Source organism: Bradyrhizobium sp. CCGUVB14, from assembly GCF_024199935.1.
GTDB lineage: Bacteria > Pseudomonadota > Alphaproteobacteria > Rhizobiales > Xanthobacteraceae > Bradyrhizobium.
In genome coordinates this window covers 2,297,898-2,316,425 of sequence record NZ_JANADS010000001.1, presented here as the reverse complement: position 1 = coordinate 2,316,425, position 18,528 = coordinate 2,297,898, and the positions used below count along the sequence as shown (strand labels likewise).

General features: G+C 58.5%; 19 protein-coding genes and 5 pseudogenes. 7 read left to right on the top strand and 17 right to left on the bottom strand.

Annotation, left to right across the window (positions count from 1 at the left end; translation table 11 throughout):
* Positions 1–137 precede the first annotated feature (137 nt).
* A complete protein-coding gene (locus tag NLM32_RS10705; protein ID WP_254128953.1) occupies positions 138–545 on the bottom strand; it encodes a cupin domain-containing protein in 408 nt (135 codons plus the stop codon).
* 136 nt (positions 546–681) lie between these two features.
* Positions 682–1,091 (bottom strand): annotated as a pseudogene (locus tag NLM32_RS10700) (hypothetical protein); the annotation flags it as partial.
* 768 nt (positions 1,092–1,859) lie between these two features.
* Between NLM32_RS10700 and NLM32_RS10695 the strand changes: the two are divergent.
* Entirely contained in the window at positions 1,860–3,107 is a 1,248-nt protein-coding gene (locus NLM32_RS10695) for a sedoheptulose 7-phosphate cyclase (RefSeq protein ID WP_254128952.1), read from the top strand.
* Positions 3,108–3,599: 492 nt separating this feature from the next.
* Here the strand turns inward: NLM32_RS10695 and NLM32_RS10690 are convergent, their stop codons facing one another.
* The 5 genes from NLM32_RS10690 to NLM32_RS10670 form a co-directional block, all read right to left on the bottom strand.
* A complete protein-coding gene (locus NLM32_RS10690; RefSeq protein WP_254128951.1) occupies positions 3,600–4,469 on the bottom strand; it encodes a nucleotidyl transferase AbiEii/AbiGii toxin family protein in 870 nt (289 codons plus the stop codon).
* The gene (locus NLM32_RS10685) at positions 4,462–5,049 is read right to left on the bottom strand and encodes a transcriptional regulator (RefSeq protein WP_254128950.1); all 588 of its coding nucleotides are present in this window, start codon (positions 5,047–5,049) and stop codon (positions 4,462–4,464) included. The genes NLM32_RS10690 and NLM32_RS10685 overlap by 8 nt, the downstream gene beginning before the upstream one ends.
* Before the next feature lie 388 nt (positions 5,050–5,437).
* Positions 5,438–7,012, bottom strand: coding sequence for an IS66 family transposase (locus NLM32_RS10680; RefSeq protein WP_254128949.1), 1,575 nt, complete (start codon positions 7,010–7,012; stop codon positions 5,438–5,440).
* Positions 7,013–7,137: 125 nt separating this feature from the next.
* On the bottom strand, positions 7,138–7,491 hold the full coding sequence (gene tnpB, locus NLM32_RS10675) for an IS66 family insertion sequence element accessory protein TnpB (RefSeq protein WP_254128706.1): 354 nt from the start codon (positions 7,489–7,491) through the stop codon (positions 7,138–7,140).
* Positions 7,472–7,870, bottom strand: a complete 399-nt coding sequence (locus tag NLM32_RS10670; RefSeq protein WP_254128299.1) for a transposase — start codon at positions 7,868–7,870, stop codon at positions 7,472–7,474. Before NLM32_RS10670 ends, tnpB begins: the two co-directional genes overlap by 20 nt.
* Before the next feature lie 219 nt (positions 7,871–8,089).
* Between NLM32_RS10670 and NLM32_RS10665 the strand changes: the two genes are divergently transcribed.
* Positions 8,090–8,545, top strand: a complete 456-nt coding sequence (locus tag NLM32_RS10665; RefSeq protein WP_254135569.1) for a hypothetical protein — start codon at positions 8,090–8,092, stop codon at positions 8,543–8,545.
* Between the two features lie 29 nt (positions 8,546–8,574).
* Here the strand turns inward: NLM32_RS10665 and NLM32_RS10660 are convergent.
* From NLM32_RS10660 to NLM32_RS46335, 4 genes and pseudogenes are all read right to left on the bottom strand, one after another.
* Positions 8,575–8,739 (bottom strand): annotated as a pseudogene (locus NLM32_RS10660) (transposase); the annotation flags it as partial.
* An 18-nt stretch (positions 8,740–8,757) separates the two neighbouring features.
* On the bottom strand, positions 8,758–9,093 hold the full coding sequence (locus NLM32_RS10655; protein ID WP_254128948.1) for a hypothetical protein: 336 nt from the start codon (positions 9,091–9,093) through the stop codon (positions 8,758–8,760).
* Positions 9,094–9,269: 176 nt separating this feature from the next.
* Positions 9,270–9,809 (bottom strand): GcrA family cell cycle regulator, encoded by a 540-nt coding sequence (locus tag NLM32_RS10650; protein WP_254128947.1) that lies wholly within the window; start codon positions 9,807–9,809, stop codon positions 9,270–9,272.
* 512 nt (positions 9,810–10,321) lie between these two features.
* Positions 10,322–10,441, bottom strand: a pseudogene (locus NLM32_RS46335) (IS3 family transposase); the annotation flags it as partial.
* A gap of 85 nt (positions 10,442–10,526) precedes the next feature.
* Between NLM32_RS46335 and NLM32_RS10645 the strand changes: the two are divergent.
* Together NLM32_RS10645 and NLM32_RS10640 are read left to right on the top strand one after the other, a co-directional pair.
* A complete protein-coding gene (locus NLM32_RS10645; RefSeq protein WP_254128946.1) occupies positions 10,527–10,874 on the top strand; it encodes a hypothetical protein in 348 nt (115 codons plus the stop codon).
* Between the two features lie 16 nt (positions 10,875–10,890).
* Positions 10,891–11,409: a hypothetical protein gene (locus NLM32_RS10640; RefSeq protein ID WP_254128945.1), complete on the top strand. Its 519-nt coding sequence runs from the start codon at positions 10,891–10,893 to the stop codon at positions 11,407–11,409.
* Between the two features lie 128 nt (positions 11,410–11,537).
* Here the strand turns inward: NLM32_RS10640 and NLM32_RS10635 are convergent.
* A protein-coding gene (locus NLM32_RS10635) for an IS3 family transposase (RefSeq protein WP_375143537.1) occupies positions 11,538–12,766 on the bottom strand; the annotation gives its coding sequence in 2 pieces (ribosomal slippage) (positions 11,538–12,484 and positions 12,484–12,766; 1,230 coding nt in all).
* Positions 12,767–12,935: 169 nt separating this feature from the next.
* On the opposite strand from NLM32_RS10635, the gene NLM32_RS46330 reads away from it, so the two are divergent.
* Entirely contained in the window at positions 12,936–12,995 is a 60-nt protein-coding gene (locus NLM32_RS46330; RefSeq protein ID WP_375143638.1) for a hypothetical protein, read from the top strand.
* 233 nt (positions 12,996–13,228) lie between these two features.
* Here the strand turns inward: NLM32_RS46330 and NLM32_RS10630 are convergent, their stop codons facing one another.
* On the bottom strand, positions 13,229–13,969 hold the full coding sequence (locus NLM32_RS10630; protein ID WP_254128944.1) for a hypothetical protein: 741 nt from the start codon (positions 13,967–13,969) through the stop codon (positions 13,229–13,231).
* 688 nt (positions 13,970–14,657) lie between these two features.
* Between NLM32_RS10630 and NLM32_RS10625 the strand changes: the two genes are divergently transcribed.
* Both NLM32_RS10625 and NLM32_RS10620 read left to right on the top strand, forming a co-directional pair.
* Positions 14,658–15,212 carry a peroxiredoxin gene (locus tag NLM32_RS10625; RefSeq protein ID WP_254128943.1) on the top strand — a complete coding sequence of 185 codons (555 nt, stop codon included), beginning with the start codon at positions 14,658–14,660 and terminating at the stop codon, positions 15,210–15,212.
* Between the two features lie 6 nt (positions 15,213–15,218).
* A pseudogene (locus NLM32_RS10620) lies at positions 15,219–15,752 on the top strand (alkyl hydroperoxide reductase).
* On the opposite strand, the gene NLM32_RS10615 reads toward NLM32_RS10620, so the two are convergent.
* From NLM32_RS10615 to NLM32_RS10600, 4 genes and pseudogenes are all read right to left on the bottom strand, one after another.
* Entirely contained in the window at positions 15,738–16,100 is a 363-nt protein-coding gene (locus tag NLM32_RS10615; protein WP_254135283.1) for a DUF6088 family protein, read from the bottom strand. The pseudogene NLM32_RS10620 and the gene NLM32_RS10615 sit on opposite strands and share 15 nt — an antisense overlap.
* Positions 16,101–16,232: 132 nt before the next feature.
* Complete coding sequence (locus NLM32_RS10610) at positions 16,233–16,577, bottom strand: hypothetical protein (RefSeq protein ID WP_254128942.1); 345 nt, start codon at positions 16,575–16,577, stop codon at positions 16,233–16,235.
* Between the two features lie 373 nt (positions 16,578–16,950).
* Positions 16,951–17,135, bottom strand: a pseudogene (locus tag NLM32_RS10605) (hypothetical protein); the annotation flags it as partial.
* Positions 17,136–17,361: 226 nt separating this feature from the next.
* On the bottom strand, positions 17,362–18,528 hold the full coding sequence (locus NLM32_RS10600; protein WP_254128941.1) for a Wadjet anti-phage system protein JetD domain-containing protein: 1,167 nt from the start codon (positions 18,526–18,528) through the stop codon (positions 17,362–17,364).

Here is an 18,528-nt window from a genome sequence, read left to right as displayed (position 1 = left end):
CGTATTGTTGATGCCCATTTCACCTGGAAGCCAAGCTTGTCATGGCGTACTTCAGCCTTTATGTCCGCGCGAGCGCCAAAAGGCATAAATCCACTCCTGCGCGTCGGCCACAAGCGCCGTTCGATCTTCTTGCGAGATCATGGCGCTACCGACAGCTCGAACACAAACAGACGGATGGTTTTTGAACCAACGTTCCTCAGACCGTGCGCTCCGCCTGGGCTATTGCGGATCAGATCGCCAGCGCAGACAGGAAAGACATCGCCGTCTCTCCACATTTCACCTTGCCCGTCAAGAACGAGATAGAACTCCTCCTCATCCGGCCCATGCCGATGCCGTCCAATGGACGAGCCGGGAGGGACTTCTGCGTAATCAATAAAATTGCACGAGCCTGCAAAATTACACGGTGCAGCAATGCGACGGGCAAACACATCCCCTTCTCCGCAGTGGGCGCATTCTCGATCGAGAGGCAGTTCGAACAAATTGCAGCGATCAAATGTCTTTGGGAAACGATCAGGGGCAGGCATGACGACCTTCTCAAACCGCATCGCTTTGTCTTTGTATTGAGTAGCTATGTACCGGGATGTCAAGCCGAGGGCAAAATCGTCGCCGTGACGGCAATTTGGTTTTGAAGTGACCGCAACCCTCGGAGGCGTGTTACGGTCATCGAGTTCGGGATTATTTCATCGTCATGGTCTTGCCGGCTCCGACCAAACGGGCGAGATATGTCGATCCGGCCGAGACAATGCGCCAGATGACGCGCTTCTGGTCCCCATAAAGAACAAAGGCACCAGAGGCCCCCCGGAAACTTCAGGTGGGAGCCGTCGAAGGCTCTTGGCGCGATGTTGTTGAAGCGATCGTTATAGACCCTGGCCAGGCGATCGGTGCGATCCGGATCGGACCAGATCCAGCGCTGGAAGGCGTCCTTGATCTTTTTGCAGCTTTGCTTTCGCGGCCTCGGTGTCAACGACATTGAGCACGCGCCGCTCGCTCATCTTCTCCTTGATAGTGTCGAAGATCTGCGCGACCCTGCCGTTGAGCGCGTCGGCGAGCAACTCGCCGGCGTTCCATCGGTCGGTGCCTCCACGGCGGGTAACTTTCCATGGCGCCCGGCCATCACGATCGGGTTCGCTTGCCGCTTTGGGGGCTCCGCCTACCAAAACTGGCAGGTGCTGAAGCTCTCGAGAGCTGATTAACTGAAGCAGGATTTATGCACGACGTAGCGCTTGGTCGTTCTGTCGCAGAGCGTAGGTCCAGCCGCCGATCCAAAAGGTTCGGTTGCGCCTGCGTGTCGTTGAGGAGCGGCCTGATTGGACGGACTTTATTTTACGCGACTTGGAGATCGGCATCAATGATCTCCAACATCTGCGATCTCCTGTTGTTGCACCATGCACGCTGTGGGGCCGTCGGGCGGCGTCCGGCTGCTGTCCGACAATAGGTCCGACAGTGATAGCTGATACCTTCTCTCCATTCCATCTCTCCATGCTGCGTGTCGACAAACAATCGCCAGGAAGTGTGCTTGGCGCTGGTGCCAGGCCCTTCATCAAGGCTGGAAAACACTCACATCGTGTCAACCTGCTCGCGGCGGCATTCGAAGCCATGCAAGGAATCCGCGCGAACTCAATCCCTGGGGTCACTGAAACGTTCCGGTTGCACGCGAGAACTTGTCAGATTCACAGCCGATTGTCCAAACGACGGCACCCACCGGATCACGCGGCACATCCACCTCAAGGAGCGTCCAAGGCACCTTCGCTCACAGCTGTCGGAGCGCACCTCCATCGGAGAACCCTTGGTGACAATGCTCATTTCTCGGGCGACTGACCGAAAGAATCGTCAAGTTAGAGGACTACTAGGAGATCGACATGAAACCTTCGCCGGCCGTTTCGCCGATTGAACATCCCGACGTCGCTGCGCCGGAGCTTGAACTATCGCTTGAAGCGAGCCGCTGTTGCCGCTTTGGAGTCGACCTGTTTGAGGATGTCACTTCAGCCTCCTTCACGCGATGGATAAAGACTCATCTGAACGACCATCGTATCCTCGTCGTTATGACGCCAACCGTTTATCGCCTTTATTCACAACAGCTCAGCGCTTGTTGGTCGGTGCTAGACGTCGAGCCGCGCGTGTTCGTGCTGGCATGCACAGAAACAACAAAATCTATTGATGCCGTCATGGCTGTCTGTCGTCAGGCCCAAGAAGCGGATATCGATCGCCGCGGTGTTCTTGTTTCGATCGGCGGCGGCGTGTGCTCCGACATCGTTGGTCTCGCCGCGTCTCTTCTGCGTCGGGGTATATCCCATGTGCGGATTCCGACCACCCTAATCGGGCAGGTGGACGCGGGCATCGGACTCAAGGGCGGTGTCAACTTTGGCGTCCTCAAGAGCTACATCGGTTGCTTTTACCCGCCGAAAGCGGTCGCTGTCATTCCGACGTTCCTTAGAACCCTCAGCGAAGATGGCATCCTCCAGGGCATCGCCGAGATCGTGAAGCTTGCGTGCGTTTGTGATAGTGCGTTGTTCGAGGATGTTGAGGCGACGGTCACGGATCTGACGCGAACGCGATTTCAAGAGCCAGAGGCCGTCGCAAAGAGCGTTCTGAGGCGGTCGATTTCGGGAATGCTTACTCAGCTCAGCGCGAACCCTTTCGAGACGGCGACATTGGAGCGCGCGGTCGACTTTGGTCACACCTTGAGCCATCCATTGGAAGCAGCGACAGGTTACCAACTGCATCACGGTTTCGCCGTCGCAATTGACATTGCGTTCAGCGCAATTCTGGCGTCGCGATTGTCGTTGATGACAGAGCGGGAGGCGCTGCGCATTGTTCACCTGCTCACCAACGCGGGGCTGCCAATCTATCATGCAAAACTGGACGAATCACTGGTCGAGGGCGCGTTTGACGCCACGAAGAAACACAGAGATGGCGCACTCAACTTAGTGGTACCCACCGGGATTGGCCGGCACACTTTTGTAAAGGACACCAATTGCCTCTCGATGTCTCTCATTGGAGAAACGATTGAGTATCTACAAAAGGCATCTCATACCACAGCGAGAGCGCCGGTGGACGACGCAATCAGGAATCAGCACGAAAATGCTCGAAGCGCGCTCCGCCTCTGAGGATACGGCTGTGGTCGACCTGGCGGCTTAGACGGATCTTGCAAGTGAGCTTGCAGGGCAGATTCATCAGAGCCTTCATCGTCTCGCTCCCATGATGCTTGTGGATCGATGCGCCACTGTAGTCACTCCGTGAACTCCAGGTCAAACCTGTTTGGGCCGGTCGATTTGCTTCTGAAATTGAGCGTATTTCCCGATAGTGCGGTCAGGCTGCCGGAGACGGATTAGACGAGCGCTCGTCCGGATGTCGCGATGCCGGAAGGTATCCGTCGTTCATCACGACGGTGCCCTTCGATTCGACGAGTTGCGTCACCGCTAATCCGCCGCTGGTTCGGTGGATCCCCCCACCGAAAAAGTGGGATGTCTGAGGCCATCCGCTTCGCCGATGACCATCGCGCTAGCCGGCAAGACCTCAGGGCCACCATCGATGAAGAGCGGTCGTAAGGGGCTTACCATCCATACCGGCGGCTTTGGTCCGGCTGACCATAGCAGCTCCTAGGCTTTCAGGTCTCGCGCCTTTTCCGCGTGGGGGATCAGGAAAGTGGCAAGCGTCTCGACGACGCCATTTAGAGGGCCGGGATCGATTGCGACGTCCTGGATGAAGGCAGTCCATTGCTGGATCTTGGTCAGATCGTTCGCGAACGCCTCGCTGAGCGCATCTGGCCGCACAGTTGGAATCTCTGTCTTTCTGCGCTCGAAAGTCGCGCGTAGTGCACGCGCGAGCCGGTCATCTTTAAATTCGTATGTGCGGGAGAGTACCCAGATATCGTAGAAGTCCTTCAAACGCGTGTTGGCGAGGCCAAGATGGACCATCGCCTGGAATTTCTCGGCGATGACCGTCTCCGGTGGATAGGCGCGAAGCTTGGGGGCCGGTTGATCGAGCAACGGCAGAAGTTCGATTTCATTGAGTCCAGGCTCGGTCGCGTCGCCATAGCCGATATCGATGACGATCCGTATCCGAGCACCATCGATCGTCGCATAGCATTTGAGGCGTAGTCCGCTGTAGCCGGAGTCATCGCGGACCGTGTCGACCTCAAGCGTGTCGACTTCGAAAGTGACGCCGTCGTCGGCTTGAACCGAACCAATTTCCCGAAAATAGCCAAGGGTAAGTTGCGGATCGCTTTCGCCGAAGCCGAGCAGGTCGAGATCGCGTGTCGGCCGATGCGGATCATCGAGCCAATGGCGTAGGAGCATCGCACCTTTAAGGACAAACTTGTCCTTGTACTTGCTGATGCTCAACCGGTAGAGCAGCCGTTCAAGCGCATATTGCGTGAGCAGGAGGTCAAACGGCTCGTTGCGCTCTTTCGAGAGAGTGAGCAGGCGGGCCCGGACGGAAGCGCCGACATTCTTCAACGGCTTACGCATTTATGGTCAGCGTCTCAAGGCGCGGCTGAACGATTTTCTCCCAAATACCGGCCTCGACCGCATACTTTGCAATTTCGGACGGTGTCGCCTTGCGTAGCTTGAGCGCGTCTTTCATTGCTTGCGTGGCATGCGCAAGGCCTGTGGGCGCGTTGTAGAAAGTCTTTTGACGTTGGCCGCTCTTGAAGAGATCAACAATCGTCTTCGCCGGCGTGTAGATCGGCACCGAGACGCCTTCGATCATGTGACGCTCGACGCCCTTATCGAATTCTTTCAGGCCGAAACGCGCGATCTGAATACGAGGACTCGTAATCTTGGGTCGCCAGTCGCGGGGACCGATCGCCATCCATACGTAGGGAGGAATACGGTCGGTCAGTTCATGGAAGGCGAGCGCGGAGTCGTAGCAGATGACACCATTTGGAATGAGTTTAGCAGCGACGGCGAGTGAATGGTTGCCATCCAGCGGTGCGTCAGGGAGCTGGTAAAGACCACGACTGAGTTGGTTGACCGCGTCCTTCTGCTCCATCCTGGAGATGGTTGCGGCCGTGATCCCTTCCTCGAGGAATTCGGAAAGCCGCATCATGCCCCGCTTTTGGAGAAGCGAGATCGCCCGATCCTCTTGGCGTTGCGGTTCCTTCCTCATGGAACATATATGATACAAAACCTTGCGATTGTCAAGATAATGCGCAAGGATACATATCAATCATGCGTACATCTTATTGAAATTACTTACTATTTATTGGGTGCATGAGCGAGCCATTTGAGGTCAGGCGGATCCCAAACTTGGGACCGGCCGAACGTTGTAGCCACCCCTATCCGCAACCAGGACATATAATGATCGCCCGAATCGCTCAGTGAGGATTTCGCGTGAATTGTAAGCGCGCTTTTTGACGCACGGTGCAGCATCATCTCCTCGTCTGCGCAGGGCGGGGATTTTGATTGGTGGAGTGTCCCTGTTGGCTTTAAGGCGATCAGCCAGGGTTGATGGTCTCTGCGTGCTTGGCAAAGTTGAATGGCAACAGGTCTTCGATGTCGGCGTCGGGCGGACGCTGCGGCAGTTCAGCGAGCACGTGACATAGCCAGGCGTAGGGCTCAACGTCACAGGCCCGGCATGTCAGCACCAGGCTGTAGATCACCGCGCTGGCCTTTGCGCCGGCGACGGTGTCGCTGAACAACCAGTTTTTTCTTCCGGTCACAAAGGGTCTGATGTCGCGTTCGAGAACATTGTTGTCGATCGGCGCAAGGCCATCATTGGCGTAGCGGGCCAGATAATCCCATTGGTTGCGGGCATAGGCGATGGCCTTGCCGGTCAGGCTTTCGGGCAGCACGTTCGGCGCCTGATCGTCGAGCCAATTTTTGAACGCAGCCAGGACCGGGACGCTGTGCTGCTGGCGCAGCCGCAAGGCGTATTCGGCGCGCGTTTTGCCGTCGGGCGGCGTCTGGCGCGCCAGCCGCTCGACCTCATACAATGCCTCGAAGAACCTGAGTGCCTGCAACGAGAGGCCGCCGGGCTTTGTCCTGGCCTTGAGCGCATCGGTAAATTTCCTGCGCGCATGCGCCATACAGCCGAGATGGGTCGCGCCTGTCAGCGTGCGCCAGGCGTCATAGCCGTCGCTCATCAACAAGCCGCGATAGCCGGCCAGGAAGGCCTGAGGATGTTCCTGGCCGCGACCGGGCTGGTAATCGAACAACACGACTGGCTGGGCGCTGTCCTGGCCACTGCGGTAGGCCCACATGTACGATTTGGTCTGCGCATCCCGCCCGTCCTCCTTGAGGACCTTGACCCACGTCTCGTCACCATGGATCAGAGGCTGCGACCGGAGCGTTTGCTTCAGCGCATCATACACGCGTTGCAGGTGCAATTCGCTCGACCGGATCACCCAATTGGCCAGGGCGCCGCGGCTGATGCTGACGTCGGCGCGTGCCAGCGCGTCCGCCACACGGTACAGCGGCGTGCCGTCGACGTATTTGTTGGCCAGCACGAGCGCCAGCGTCGAAGCCGTGGCGACGCTGCCCGGCAATGGCTGCGCCGGCATCGGTGCGATCACGATCGGGGTGTTCAGCGCAGTGCGCTCGCAGTGACGGCACGCGTACTTGAACCGCACGTGCTGCAGCACTGTCGCCTTCACCTCGATATGCAGTTGTTCGGTGACGTTCTCGCCCATCCGGTGCATCCGATTCCGGCAGCACGGGCAGGCCTTCCGGTCCTCGGGCAGATCATGTTCGATACGCTGGCGCGGCAGATCCGCCGGCAGAGGCTTGCGGCCGCGCTTCTTCGGCGCGGGCGTCTCACCCTCCGGCCGCCCCGTATCCGGCACGACCGCCGGTTCGAGATCGTCCTGTTCCGCGCCTTCTTCGGCGGAAGCCTGTTCGGCTTCGTTGAAGATGCGATCCTTGAGCTTCTCGCTGCGTGGCGCGTAGCGATGCAGCCGCTCCAGCCGCAACTGCTCCTCAAGGTGCGTCACGCGCTGCGCGAGCTTCTCGTTCTCGGCCTTCAGCGCCGCGATCAAGGCTTCCAGCTCGTGCGTCGTGGGCTTGCGACTCATCGTAGTCTTGAATCGAAGTCATGCCGCCGCGTCAACCGGGCTCCCATGTCTTCGTCATGTCTTCGGCGGCGTCATCTGAGAACGGCCATGCCGAAGCCCGATGACGCCGCCCGCATCGAACACGCTCAGCCCACGCTCTGATATTGCCGCACCGGATGACGACGCACCGCCGCGATGTTGATGCCGTCAAGCAGCCAGTGCAGCTCCTCCATCGTCAGCGTCAGCACCGCCTCCTGACTTCGGGGCCAGTGGAATCTGTCGGCCTCCAGCCGCTTCAGCAGCATCCAAAATCCTGACCGATCATAAATCAGCAGCTTGATCCGGTCGCGGCGACGATTGCAGAACGCGAACACCGCGCGTTGGAACGGATCCAGCCCCATCGACTGCTCCACCACGATCGCCAGGCTGTTGATGCCCGCCCGGAAGTCAATCGGTTCGCGGTGAAGGTAGACCCGAAGATCAGACGCCAGTCGGAACATCGCAACGCCCCAGCGCTTCAATCACCGCCGACAGCAACTGCGCGTCGCCGCCTTCCAGCGAAAGCGTCACGCCGTTGGGCATCGATGCCGTCAGCCGCCCTGCACAGGATCGCTCCGTCGCGCAAACCGGAATAAAAGCTGGCGCAATCGGCGCCCGCGCCTCCGGCTGGTCATCCCCGTTCTGAAGTTGTCGCTTGGCCACCCACTTGCGCAGCAGGTTCGCGTTCACGCCGTGTTGCAACGCCAGCCCCGCCAGCGACACGCCAGGCTGCAGACAGGCCTCGACCAGTCGCTGTTTGCTGGCCGGATCATAGCGACGCCGGCCATTGCACAACACGCCGACCGTCTCAAGTCTCAAAGGTTCTTCTGGAGTGATCATCGATGGTGTCCACCTCGCTCATGGTGGACACCTCATCCCATCCCCGCGCTCAACTGCATAGGTGCGTAGAAAGGAGCGCTTACCGTGAATTGCGTGGTGCGCTTTCCAAGTTACTGGATCAACGCATCACAATTTGAGACGGCGTTAGGCTGATCGTGCGGGCCTCACAACACGAATAACAACCACGTCACTTTTGAATTCCCCGAACGCTGCAAGATTATGGTCGACTCGGCAGTTCGTCTGCTGTCGCTCGCAAACCAACTCGTCTCGGCGACGAAAAGTGTCTGCCTCGATTTCGAGGAAGGTGAAGCGGGCACAATGGGCTATCTCAATCGCATGGGGTTTTTCGATCACCTCGCTCAAGATGTCGAGGTGCGTCCGCACCGGCCTTCCTACTCAATGGCAGACTTGCGCCGAGGCAGCAATGCTGCACTGGTAGAGATCGCGCGGATAAATAAAGACGCTCGCGATGAAGATCTTCCGGACCGACTTACAGAAGCCCTGACGCGTTCTTGCCGGAATCGACCCGATGTCCAGGAACTGGGAAATGCAGTTTGGTTAATCTTCTGTGAGCTGATCGACAGCCGCCCTGCACAGGATCGCTCCGTCGCGCAAACCGGAATAAAAGCTGGCGCAATCGGCGCCCGCGCCTCCGGCTGGTCATCCCCGTTCTGAAGTTGTCGCTTGGCCACCCACTTGCGCAGCAGGTTCGCGTTCACGCCGTGTTGCAACGCCAGCCCCGCCAGCGACACGCCAGGCTGCAGACAGGCCTCGACCAGTCGCTGTTTGCTGGCCGGATCATAGCGACGCCGGCCATTGCACAACACGCCGACCGTCTCAAGTCTCAAAGGTTCTTCTGGAGTGATCATCGATGGTGTCCACCTCGCTCATGGTGGACACCTCATCCCATCCCCGCGCTCACCCCATTGTCGCGGAGGACGAAGCTGTATCTCCGACAGGCGAAGCTGAATGACGGAAGCATCACCGGTCACCGCTTCACAGCGATCCTCCGGGAACAACGCCAGTGTCCGTGCGCGGCCGGCGTCCTCGTCGAACACTTCGATCGCCTTGCGCCATGCCGCTGCCTGAGCGGAATTGATCTCGCCGAGATACAGCACATGCCGCTGCACCACACGGCCGTCATCGAGCCGCTTGTTCTCCACCAAGTTCCAATAGTGGTGCGCCTTGCCGTTCTTCTTTCGCTCGGTGCGTCGCAGGAACATGGCGCAGCGAATCTACGCGCAACGCCACGCCCTTGGGAATCGGGTAGGTCTTCACTACAACCGTTTTCGGTCGAAAACGACGATCCAACTCCTTGCAGATCAATCGCTTAGCTCACGAAAAAATCTCAGAATCGCGATTTTCCAACGCGAATCCGCGAACTCGGGCTAACGTCCACTTATGGCCTGAACCCACGCCCCGTGTTGAAGCGCTGTCCAGAGATGGATGAGCGTGGGGTCGTTGTTTGATAGGCCTTGCGCGCACACGCCCTGCAATAGCTTTCACCCGGAAGCGCCGGCGCACCGCAAAACCGAAACTCCGGCGAGGCCGGATCCCCGATGGGCCAGCGGCATGAACTCGGCTCAAGCTCTGCCAGAGTGAGATATCGGGCCAGTGGCACGATCTCTGATGTGACCTCTACCTGCTCGTCGACATAGTCGATCTCGGGCGAGACCAAGGCCAGATTGCCGCGATGCCGAACGCTGGCCATGGGACCAAACCGTGATGATTGCTGGAGACGGGGTGAACGTGGGGCCCGCGGTTTCGTCTCGGTTGTCACACTGCCAGAAAGACCGAGACGGTAAACCTTCCCGATCACGGCGTTTCGCGTGACGCCGCCAAGCTCGGCAGCGATCTGACTGGCGCTTAGTCCTCCCGCCCAAAGAGACTTCAGCCGTTCAGTACGCTCGTCTGTCCATCCTGCACCGTCTACTGACATCCCGTTCTCACCTGCGCATCTAGCAACCGGAGCGGTATGACGATCCATGGCGCTACCGAGATGCAGCGTTATGTTATAACATTACATCTCGGTAGCGCCAACCGGCTTAGCTTTCAAGCGCGTCACACTACTGATTGCGGTTTATCCCCAATGCCCTGGGCGCTTCGCGGACAGTCGTCCCCTCATCCAGCGAGGCGGAGCCGCGGCAATTGCGGCACTTAGAGCGTCGTGGTCTGTCGTATGCAAAACCTCAAGACCGGTCTTAGGCGCCGCAACGACGTTGGCTCGATGATGATCGCAGCAGCAATTCGTCGTCTTTATTTGAAATGAACCCATTTCGACGAGAACGCTCGGCGTTTCACTGGATCGCAGCACCTCGAAATTCGCCCGACGCGCTGGATTGTGCAGCAGAAGGATGTCCGATGCGAGGCATTCTCGAGATAATCTTGCAGGCGGCGGAGAAATAGTGCGTTTCTCGCGCGCAAGAGTTGCCAGAATGTCGGCGACCTCCTGCGAAATCTGATGGTCATGCGGCAACAGCCGATGGCCTTGCACGCCCGCCGTTCGCTCATCATCCCGTGAGCCTTCATGAGATGTACGACAGCTTTCCGCTTTCCCGCTGGCGTCACTATCCACAAAATGAGGCGCCCACCCTCGATGTTGCGACAAGGGTTACCCGGATGGACCGGGCAGAGCCTCAAACAAGGAGGGCGAGCCGTGGCTCATCATACCGAGGCCTCTGTCGGAATCGCTACGTCAAAATTGCGTAATGCGGTAGCAATTGCTGATAGCGGCCGTGGCGGCAAGGTCCGGTATCTGGGGGAGTTTCCTGCTACGGAGGCGGCGATCCGAAAGCTGGTGGCAAAGCTTGCAGCAAAATGCTGTCATTTGACGTTTTGCTACGGAGCAGGGCCGACGGGATATGGCCTCTACAGATTGCTCAAGAGCCTCGGCCATGACTGCCTGGTGGTCGCCCCCTCTCTCGTTCCGAAGAACGCCGGCGATCGAGTGAAGACGAACCGGCGCGATGCGGTAAGCCCCGCCAAGCTGTTGCGCGCTGAGTGAGCTTACCGCGGTATGGGTGTCGGACGAACGCCATGAGGCTATGCGCGCTCTCGCGCGCGCCCGTCATTTAGTGAAGAAGGACCTCCAGGGCAAGCGTCAACAGATTTGGTCATTGATGCTGCGGCTGGGACGCATCTATCCGGGCAAGACAACGTGGGGACCAGGCCACATGAGATGGCCGACGGCGCAGAAGATCGAGTACCGCGAGCAGCGCATCGCATTCGAAGAGCTATTCGAGGGAATACGCCAGGAAGGCGAATGTTTGGAGCGTTTGGAAAATGCTATCCGCGAAGTGGTGCCCGAATGGTCGCTCTCCGAGGTTGTCGCGGCCCTCCAGGCGGTACGTGGGATCCATCTCATAGCGGCTGTGGGCGTGTTGGCCGAGATCGGCGATCTTCTTTCAAACCCCGCGCGAGCTGATGGGCTATCTGGGTCGCGTGCCCTCAGAAAGCTCGACCGGTACAAGGTCAAGCGCAGTGGCGTCACGAAGGCCGGTCATGGACGGGCGCGACGCATTTCTTGGCCACAGAAATAAGGTCGCTCCACGAATTTATCAGTCGGTTCGCTCCCTAGGCTGAGTAGATTTGAAGTGGATCCTATGCTGAGGACCACTGGGTCCGGCTTTTTAAGTGGAGCTGCTGCCGTTCGTTCTTCCCAGTGACTTTACGCTACTCTTGCCTGCTGCTGTTGTGGCTGTGGGGATGTGGGCAACGCGCAGCGTTGTCCAAGCTTCTCGCTTGCGAGAAGCGTCATATCCACAGCCTGTGCGCCGGTGACACCGGCCCGCCAGACCGCCATCGGCGCGCGGTTTTCCAGCGCCTGATGAGGGCGCTGGAAATTGTAAAATTCGATCCATCGGGCGATTCCGGCCTTGGCCTCGTGGCCATCCGAATAACCCTTGAGATAGATGTCCTCGTATTTGAGCGAGCGCCACAGCCGCTCGATGAACACGTTGTCCATCCAGCGCCCACGACCGTCCATCGAGATCCTGACGCCGGTGGCGGCCAGCGTGCCGGTGAAGGCGGCGCTGGTGAACTGGCTACCCTGGTCGGTATTGAAGATCTCAGGCCGGCCGAAGCGCGCCAAGGCCTCTTCGAGCGCAGACACGCAGAACGATGTGTCCATCGTGTTCGACAGCCGCCAGGCCAGCACCGCACGGCTCGCCCAATCGATGATCGCCACCAGATACAGAAAGCCCTGGCCGATCGGCAGATAGGTGATATCGGCCGCCCACACTTGATTCGGTCGGTCGATCACCATATGGCGCAGGAGATACGGGAAGATCTTGTGTCCCGGCGCCGGCTTTGTGGTTCTGGGCTTTGGTCCCAGCGCCGCGATGCCCATCTTGCGCATCAACCGCTGCACGCGCTTGCGATTGATGCGACAGCCTTCGCTATTGAGCATCGCCGTCATCCGCCGCGAGCCCAAGAACGGCCAGGCCGTGAACAGCTCGTCGATCCGCCGCATCAGCTCAAGGTCGTTGTCATTGGCCGGCCGCGGCGGCCGATACACGCTCGATCGCGCAACGCTCAGCAGTTGGCATTGCCGGCGGATCGATAGACCCGCATGATCGCGCTGAAGCAATCCTCGGCGATCCGGCGCGCTCATCTTCCGGACCTCCTGGCTAAGAAATCCCGCTCGACCGTCAATTGTCCGATCTTGGCGTGGAGCTTCTCGACCTCCAGTTCGTGGGCCGCCTCGCCATCCCGACCAGCGCCCGCGTCGAACGCCCGAACCGCTTGATCCTGAAGCTGTTTCTTCCAGGCATAAATCTGGTTCACATGCACCTGGTAGCGCTGCGCCAGATCCGTCACCGTTGATTGTTCTCGCAGCGCCTCCAAGGCGATCTTTGCCTTCAGCGCCGCATCGATTGTCCGTCTCGTCTTCTTCATGGTCCGCTCCGTTTATCAAAACGGAACGGCATCCGCACCACCTAAGCCGCCGGTCCAAAATCCGGGGTCCACTTCAGATTCTCGGCTAGCCCAGGTTATGTCTCCAGCGCGACCGGCAGCAGTTCCAGTTTGAACAGGCAAAGAGAAAGCCGATCCCTTCGTCATCGCCTTGGCCAAGGTGCACGGCTACACGGTCATCACCGAAAAAAAGGTATCGGCAGCTGGGTAAACCCCAGCGTCTGCAACGCCAAGGGCAGGCTTGTCGCAGATCCAACGTCTGGCGAACAATTTGGCTCTAGCGAACTCAGCGATAAGACTGAGACAGCCTCCGTCGATCCTAAAGGCAACGGCGCCATTCGACATTCGCTATTTGTTGTGCAGCAGCCGGTCATCTTAAGCCGAAGGAGTGAGCTGGGCCTCGGTGCTGGAAGCCTCCGAAAGCGGCGCGCGACGGCGTTGAGGTCAAATTGGCTTCGGTCTGTTTCGCTCTGCGGTCGTGAGTGGCTTGGCAAGATTTCTCAGGATCGCGGCGCGGCACTTGACAAAAAGCTCTTTCGTATAGGACCCGCCGAAGTAGTCCAGAACGAAGGTGCCGGCGTAAGGAGGATCATCGGCGAAGTCACTGATCAGACTATCAAGGATTGGGCCGACTTCGCGGATGCGGTCGTCGTAGCGGGCGCGGATAACGTTAACCGCATTCATCGAGTGAACCGCCTCGTCGGCGATCACTTCTCTCAGCCAGCCAAGGAATCTGTCGTTCCGAAGCCTGACATAAAACTCCCTTTCTGTAGCATAGGCGTGGCAAGTACACATTTCATCAAATGCGATCATAACCATTAGAGAGAATTCGTCTTTCAAGTATTCACTGATCGAACTAAAATTATGGGATCGATCGTTCAATCTCTCCCGAAGATTCTCTTCGGATCCGCCAGCGACGAGTTCTATGATTTGGACGAAGCCATCGGTGTGACGCTCTTCATCCGCAGCCCAGGCGTCAAAGAATGCCTCAGCTTCGTCGGTAACGATCAAGCTACGAATGGATAGTTCTTTTTTCAAATGCCTCGCGTCATATTCCGTATACAAATCCGGCCACAACTTGTCCCAACGCGCGCGTACAATAGATGGCTCGGCAGCGAACATCGCGGGCGTCAAACCATTGAACAATACCTTGGGACTCCAGTTCCGTCGAACCGGCGTGATCATCCGACTACTCCGAATCACGCGCTTGTGGGACACTGTTTTTTCGTTCCGATTTTTCTTTCCGAACGCGCGTTTTCTTTCCGAACGCGCGCATAGCATCTTGCTACACAAAGTAGCATGTTGTCGCCTCCTTGTTTTGGTAGGATACAACTCCGTGCTACACTCCTGCAGCTGCACTTGAAGCCCCCTCGCGAGCGTCACCAATCTGCCGCGCCTCGATCATCGATCCCGAGGACAGCCTCGCAGAACGTTTCTTCTCGCGGATCGCTCGGCGCCCCCACCCGAGCAAGTCGTTTCGACTAAGTCCAAACACATCAAGATCGCAGCAAGTGATTTTGCCAGAGCGAAGTAGGTTAAGGAGAAAACACATACCACAGGCCGTGACCGCCAAATCCGTGCACCCATCAAGCGCCCGAATAGGAATGCAACGGCGCTTCGCGGTGTCTTCTGCCTTCCATTAACCAGATGATGTTGACGTTCGAATGTGCACGTTTTTCGTCAGGTCGCCAGCCCGGCTCGCCCCACAGCATCGAAGTGCTGGTGCCTCCCCGATCGGTTCTCCGGAACCCTCAAACCAATCAGTACCTGTGGTGCATTTCCGCCGGTCTAAGCCGCAAGATCGAGTGGCATGTCAATTGCTTCGATGAAGCCGAACCATCGCTCCACGCGAAGCAACCCTGAGAGGACGCACATGCTTGGAATTGGAAGTAAGTTGCCGCCGTTCGAAGTCACGGGCGTGAAGCCCGGCTTTCACCTGCAGGAAGAGAAGGGGCAGAGCGCGTTCGAGACGTTGACTCAAGAGAGCTTTCCCGAAAAATGGAAAATCATCTTCTTCTACCCCAAGGATTTCACGTTCGTCTGCCCGACCGAAATCGCCGAGTTTGCCCGGCTATCCAAGGACTTTGCCGATCGCGATGCGATCGTGCTTGGCGGCTCAACCGACAACGAATTCTGCAAGCTCGCTTGGCGCCGCGAGCACAAAGACCTGCATCGCCTTCCGATCTGGCAATTTTCTGACTCCAAAGGCGCCCTTGTCGATGGCCTTGGCGTGCGCTCGCCTGAGGGCGTCGCCCATCGCTACACGTTCATCGTCGATCGGGAGAATACGATCCAGCATGTCTATGCGACCAACCTGAATGTCGGCCGCAGCCCGAAAGACACGCTGCGGGTCCTGGACGCGCTGCAAACCGATGAGCTCTGCCCCTGCAATCGCGAAATCGGCGGCGAGACGCTGCAGCTCGCCTGAGGCAACATGTCAATCGAGCAGTTGAGGGATCAAATTCCGGATTGCGCCAAGGACGTCTGACTCCGGCGCCAACGATGACCGATGAGACGCTTTTACCGCAGAGCAAATACGGTCTGTTGCTGGCGAGCGCGATTGCGACTCGCAACTCACTGTCATAGAGGCGATGGTATCCGCGGCGGCCGTCGTGATCACACCAGCGGCGATCGCAGCAGCGAAATGTGCGGCTGCCGTGATGGCGATGAACAAGGTTTAATAGCGCTTCGTTCACCTCGCATCCAATCCGGAATACAAGGCGATGCTGGTGCGGTTACGCGCGAATGTTGTCGCGCCCCCGTTGTGAACAGGGTCAAATTTCAAGTTGTGGTCGTAGGCAGTCTTCGTGGTAAATGGTGCGGCGACTGCATGGACGCTCGTGAGAAAACGCTGCGGGAGCCCGGCATCAGCTCGGCGGTGGTCCAAACGGCGGTGCACTTTGCCACGATAGTGCAGTCGATCGCGGTCAGAATCAAGGCGATCGTGCGTAGCTTAGTTCGGGGATGATCCACCATTTCCTCGCTCTAGGACAAAGGGCCTGGGGTAGGCCGACACAGGCCGGAGATGGGCCGGGATTGGTGCGGACCAGAGCCGCAGCGCGGCTACGCGCGGCAACCGTTTCCGCCTTTTTACGACATGGCTTGGCGGCCTGGGGGCTGTAGTCCCGATCGGGCGCACGCGTCGAGCGCATGCCTCAAAAAGAGCAACATGCTTGCCGAGCCGGAGTTCGCGAGAAGGACCGGAGGTCAGATAAACCTGACGAACGGGTAACTGCGTTGTCAGACCAGGGTGGTTGGCGCACGAGACAGGCGCGCCGAAGACGCGCGATCCAAAGCGGGTAACGGCGGACACCATTCGGTCCAAAGCCGCCACCTTCCCGACCAACGCCAGCCTCTCCAGCGAGTGCCGAGCCTGCCGCGCCGACCTCTTCAGTTCCATCACCTATCTCGCCCAAGCCTGCCAATTGAGCTCCGACCAAACGAGCGTTTATAAGAAAATCGCTGCGAGCGTGCCCACCGCGCCGCAAACCAGCCCGATCAGTGAGCCGGTTGTAGGCACGTCGCGGAACAGCAGAAATGTGAGAATGGGCTCCACCACTAAAATCGATCCCACCGATATCGCGACAATTATCCAAATGTTCTTGAGATGCATGTAGCCGATGGCGTATCCAAAGACGAGCAGGATGCCGCCCAACGTTATCAGCAGGAACATCGGCAGAAGCGTTGTTAGAGGCGCACTCACCGTTCCAAATTTCTTTGAGGCAATCAATTCGGCGATTATTGAAAGGGCTTCTCCTACAAAAATTGCCGCTACTGCTACAATTTTCAACATTGAACTCAATTCCCACGTTCAGTTTGATCGGAAGGGGTGTTGGGAAATTCTCCAAGTCGGCGCCTTCCTAGCTCGTCCCTTGCTCAGCCGCATCCGCTGACTTGCACCTTAGCCAGATCATGCATGAAGGCGAGGTGCTTATCGAAAAGAGAACGTCGCAAGGTGGCGGATCAAAGACGACAGCGCGTCCCTTTGACGGACTTCAGTCAACATAATCAAGATGGATTCGGCACGAGCCGAGGTTGAGCCGAACGAGTGGCGCGAACCCGGTGGAAGTGCGTTCACTAGCTACTCTCGGGCGCAAGAATCGCGGCTCTGAAGGGCGCGTCAACCATGCAGGCAAGCGATAAGCCCCGCCGGGGACCGTCGGGGCTTATCGAGCCAAGGTTACTCTGGAAGTGGCTACCTTTTTTAGTGACTGCTCGTCCAGAGCGCGACCGAAGCTCATGAGGTTGTCAACAATGACGTCGAGCCCGACCCACCGCGTCATTCCGCTGCTGCCTTTGTAGCGGCCTCGATCGAGCCGTGCCGCCGCTTGGCCACGCTGATCGCCCCTTGTCCGCGATGCACAGCGTCGCGTGATGGTGGAATTGGCTTCTCGTGCGGCTGGTGGGAGTCGATGCGCAAGTATCTGTTGGGGCCGCGCTTGCGACCGCGCTCGATACGGCCGCCAAATTCTGCGTCGTCCTCGACTGCCCCCCGGGCGCTCGCGCCTCCGAAGTCTTTCCGCAAAGACGCCAGATGTCGAGAGAGGCAAACCGCCGCCGCGACCTCGTCAAGAAGATCACGATTGGGGCAGTACGGGATCGAGCTCCTCTTGCTCCAACCACTTGGCGTCATCACGTCGAAGATAGTCGATGAGATCCGAAATAGCTGACGTGACAGGTCCGGCGGGCAATCTCAGTCTTTCTGTCGGCGCCTTCCCTAGCCTATCGGCCAGATCCGCAGACATGAGATGGGGCTTGAGCGCCCTACTGATTGAGGTCTCGATGGTGCAGAAGATCCAAGTGCCATCCGGGTCGATATCCGACCAATGGTAAAATGGAACGTCGGTAGGCAGGGTCGTCGCTAGGGTTCTTAGGGCGTCCTGCGTCGCCATTGAAGGGTATCCGCCGACGTAGATGGTGACGCCGGCGCGCTCCGGGTCGGCCTCCCTGACATGACGATTGAAGCTGGCGAAGTTCTCGATCGTCAAAACATACTGGGGCTTTTCTCGAACCCTGAGACGTCGGACCTCGTCCGGTGAAATGCCGAAATACTTCGGCCCTGCGGCCGATAACTCGGCCACGTCAAAATCGAGCCGGCCGGAGATCAGCATTGGGGGGGCGAACTTCTCAAGTCCTAGTGTCCGAAGCGCATCTCTTGGGCGAGCGCCCGGCGGAAGCTCCAATGCTCCGCTCAACAGCCTGACCACGGGTCCTTCCAGCCTTTCGAGCCGCTTACTTTCCCCGCCGAAGCGACGGGAAAACGTCCGATAGTCTAGGCCTGCGTGCTTGCCCTCCAATATAGCCTTCGCCATCACGAAGGCAGGCCTTAGGCGATCCACGTCGTCCAGCGAGAAGCCCTGCCATTCGCGCCCGCGTGACCAAGCCAACCGAAGCCCATCCACCGCGCCCTGAAATTCAACAGGCAGTTCCAGTCCGTCGAACAGGCGGTTAGCGGCCACCTCCATCAGCTCTCCGACCGGTCTCCGTTCGAGAAGTTCGTAGACCGGCGGGGCGTTCTCCAGCCTGACGTGCTTGATCTGCTCACTTTTGAGTCCACGCCCCCTGGCGATCCGGATCCCTCCGCGTCCTTCCGCATCGCGGAGCTCCTTGATGAACTTGTCCATCTGGGCAACATTGAGAAACCCGTCATAGTCCGGATAAGCGATCGGGCTTTCGGCGCCGCCTTCAAAACGGTCTAGAAGATCCGACATTAGCAGGCGCGCGTCGGTGAACTGCCTCGGCAT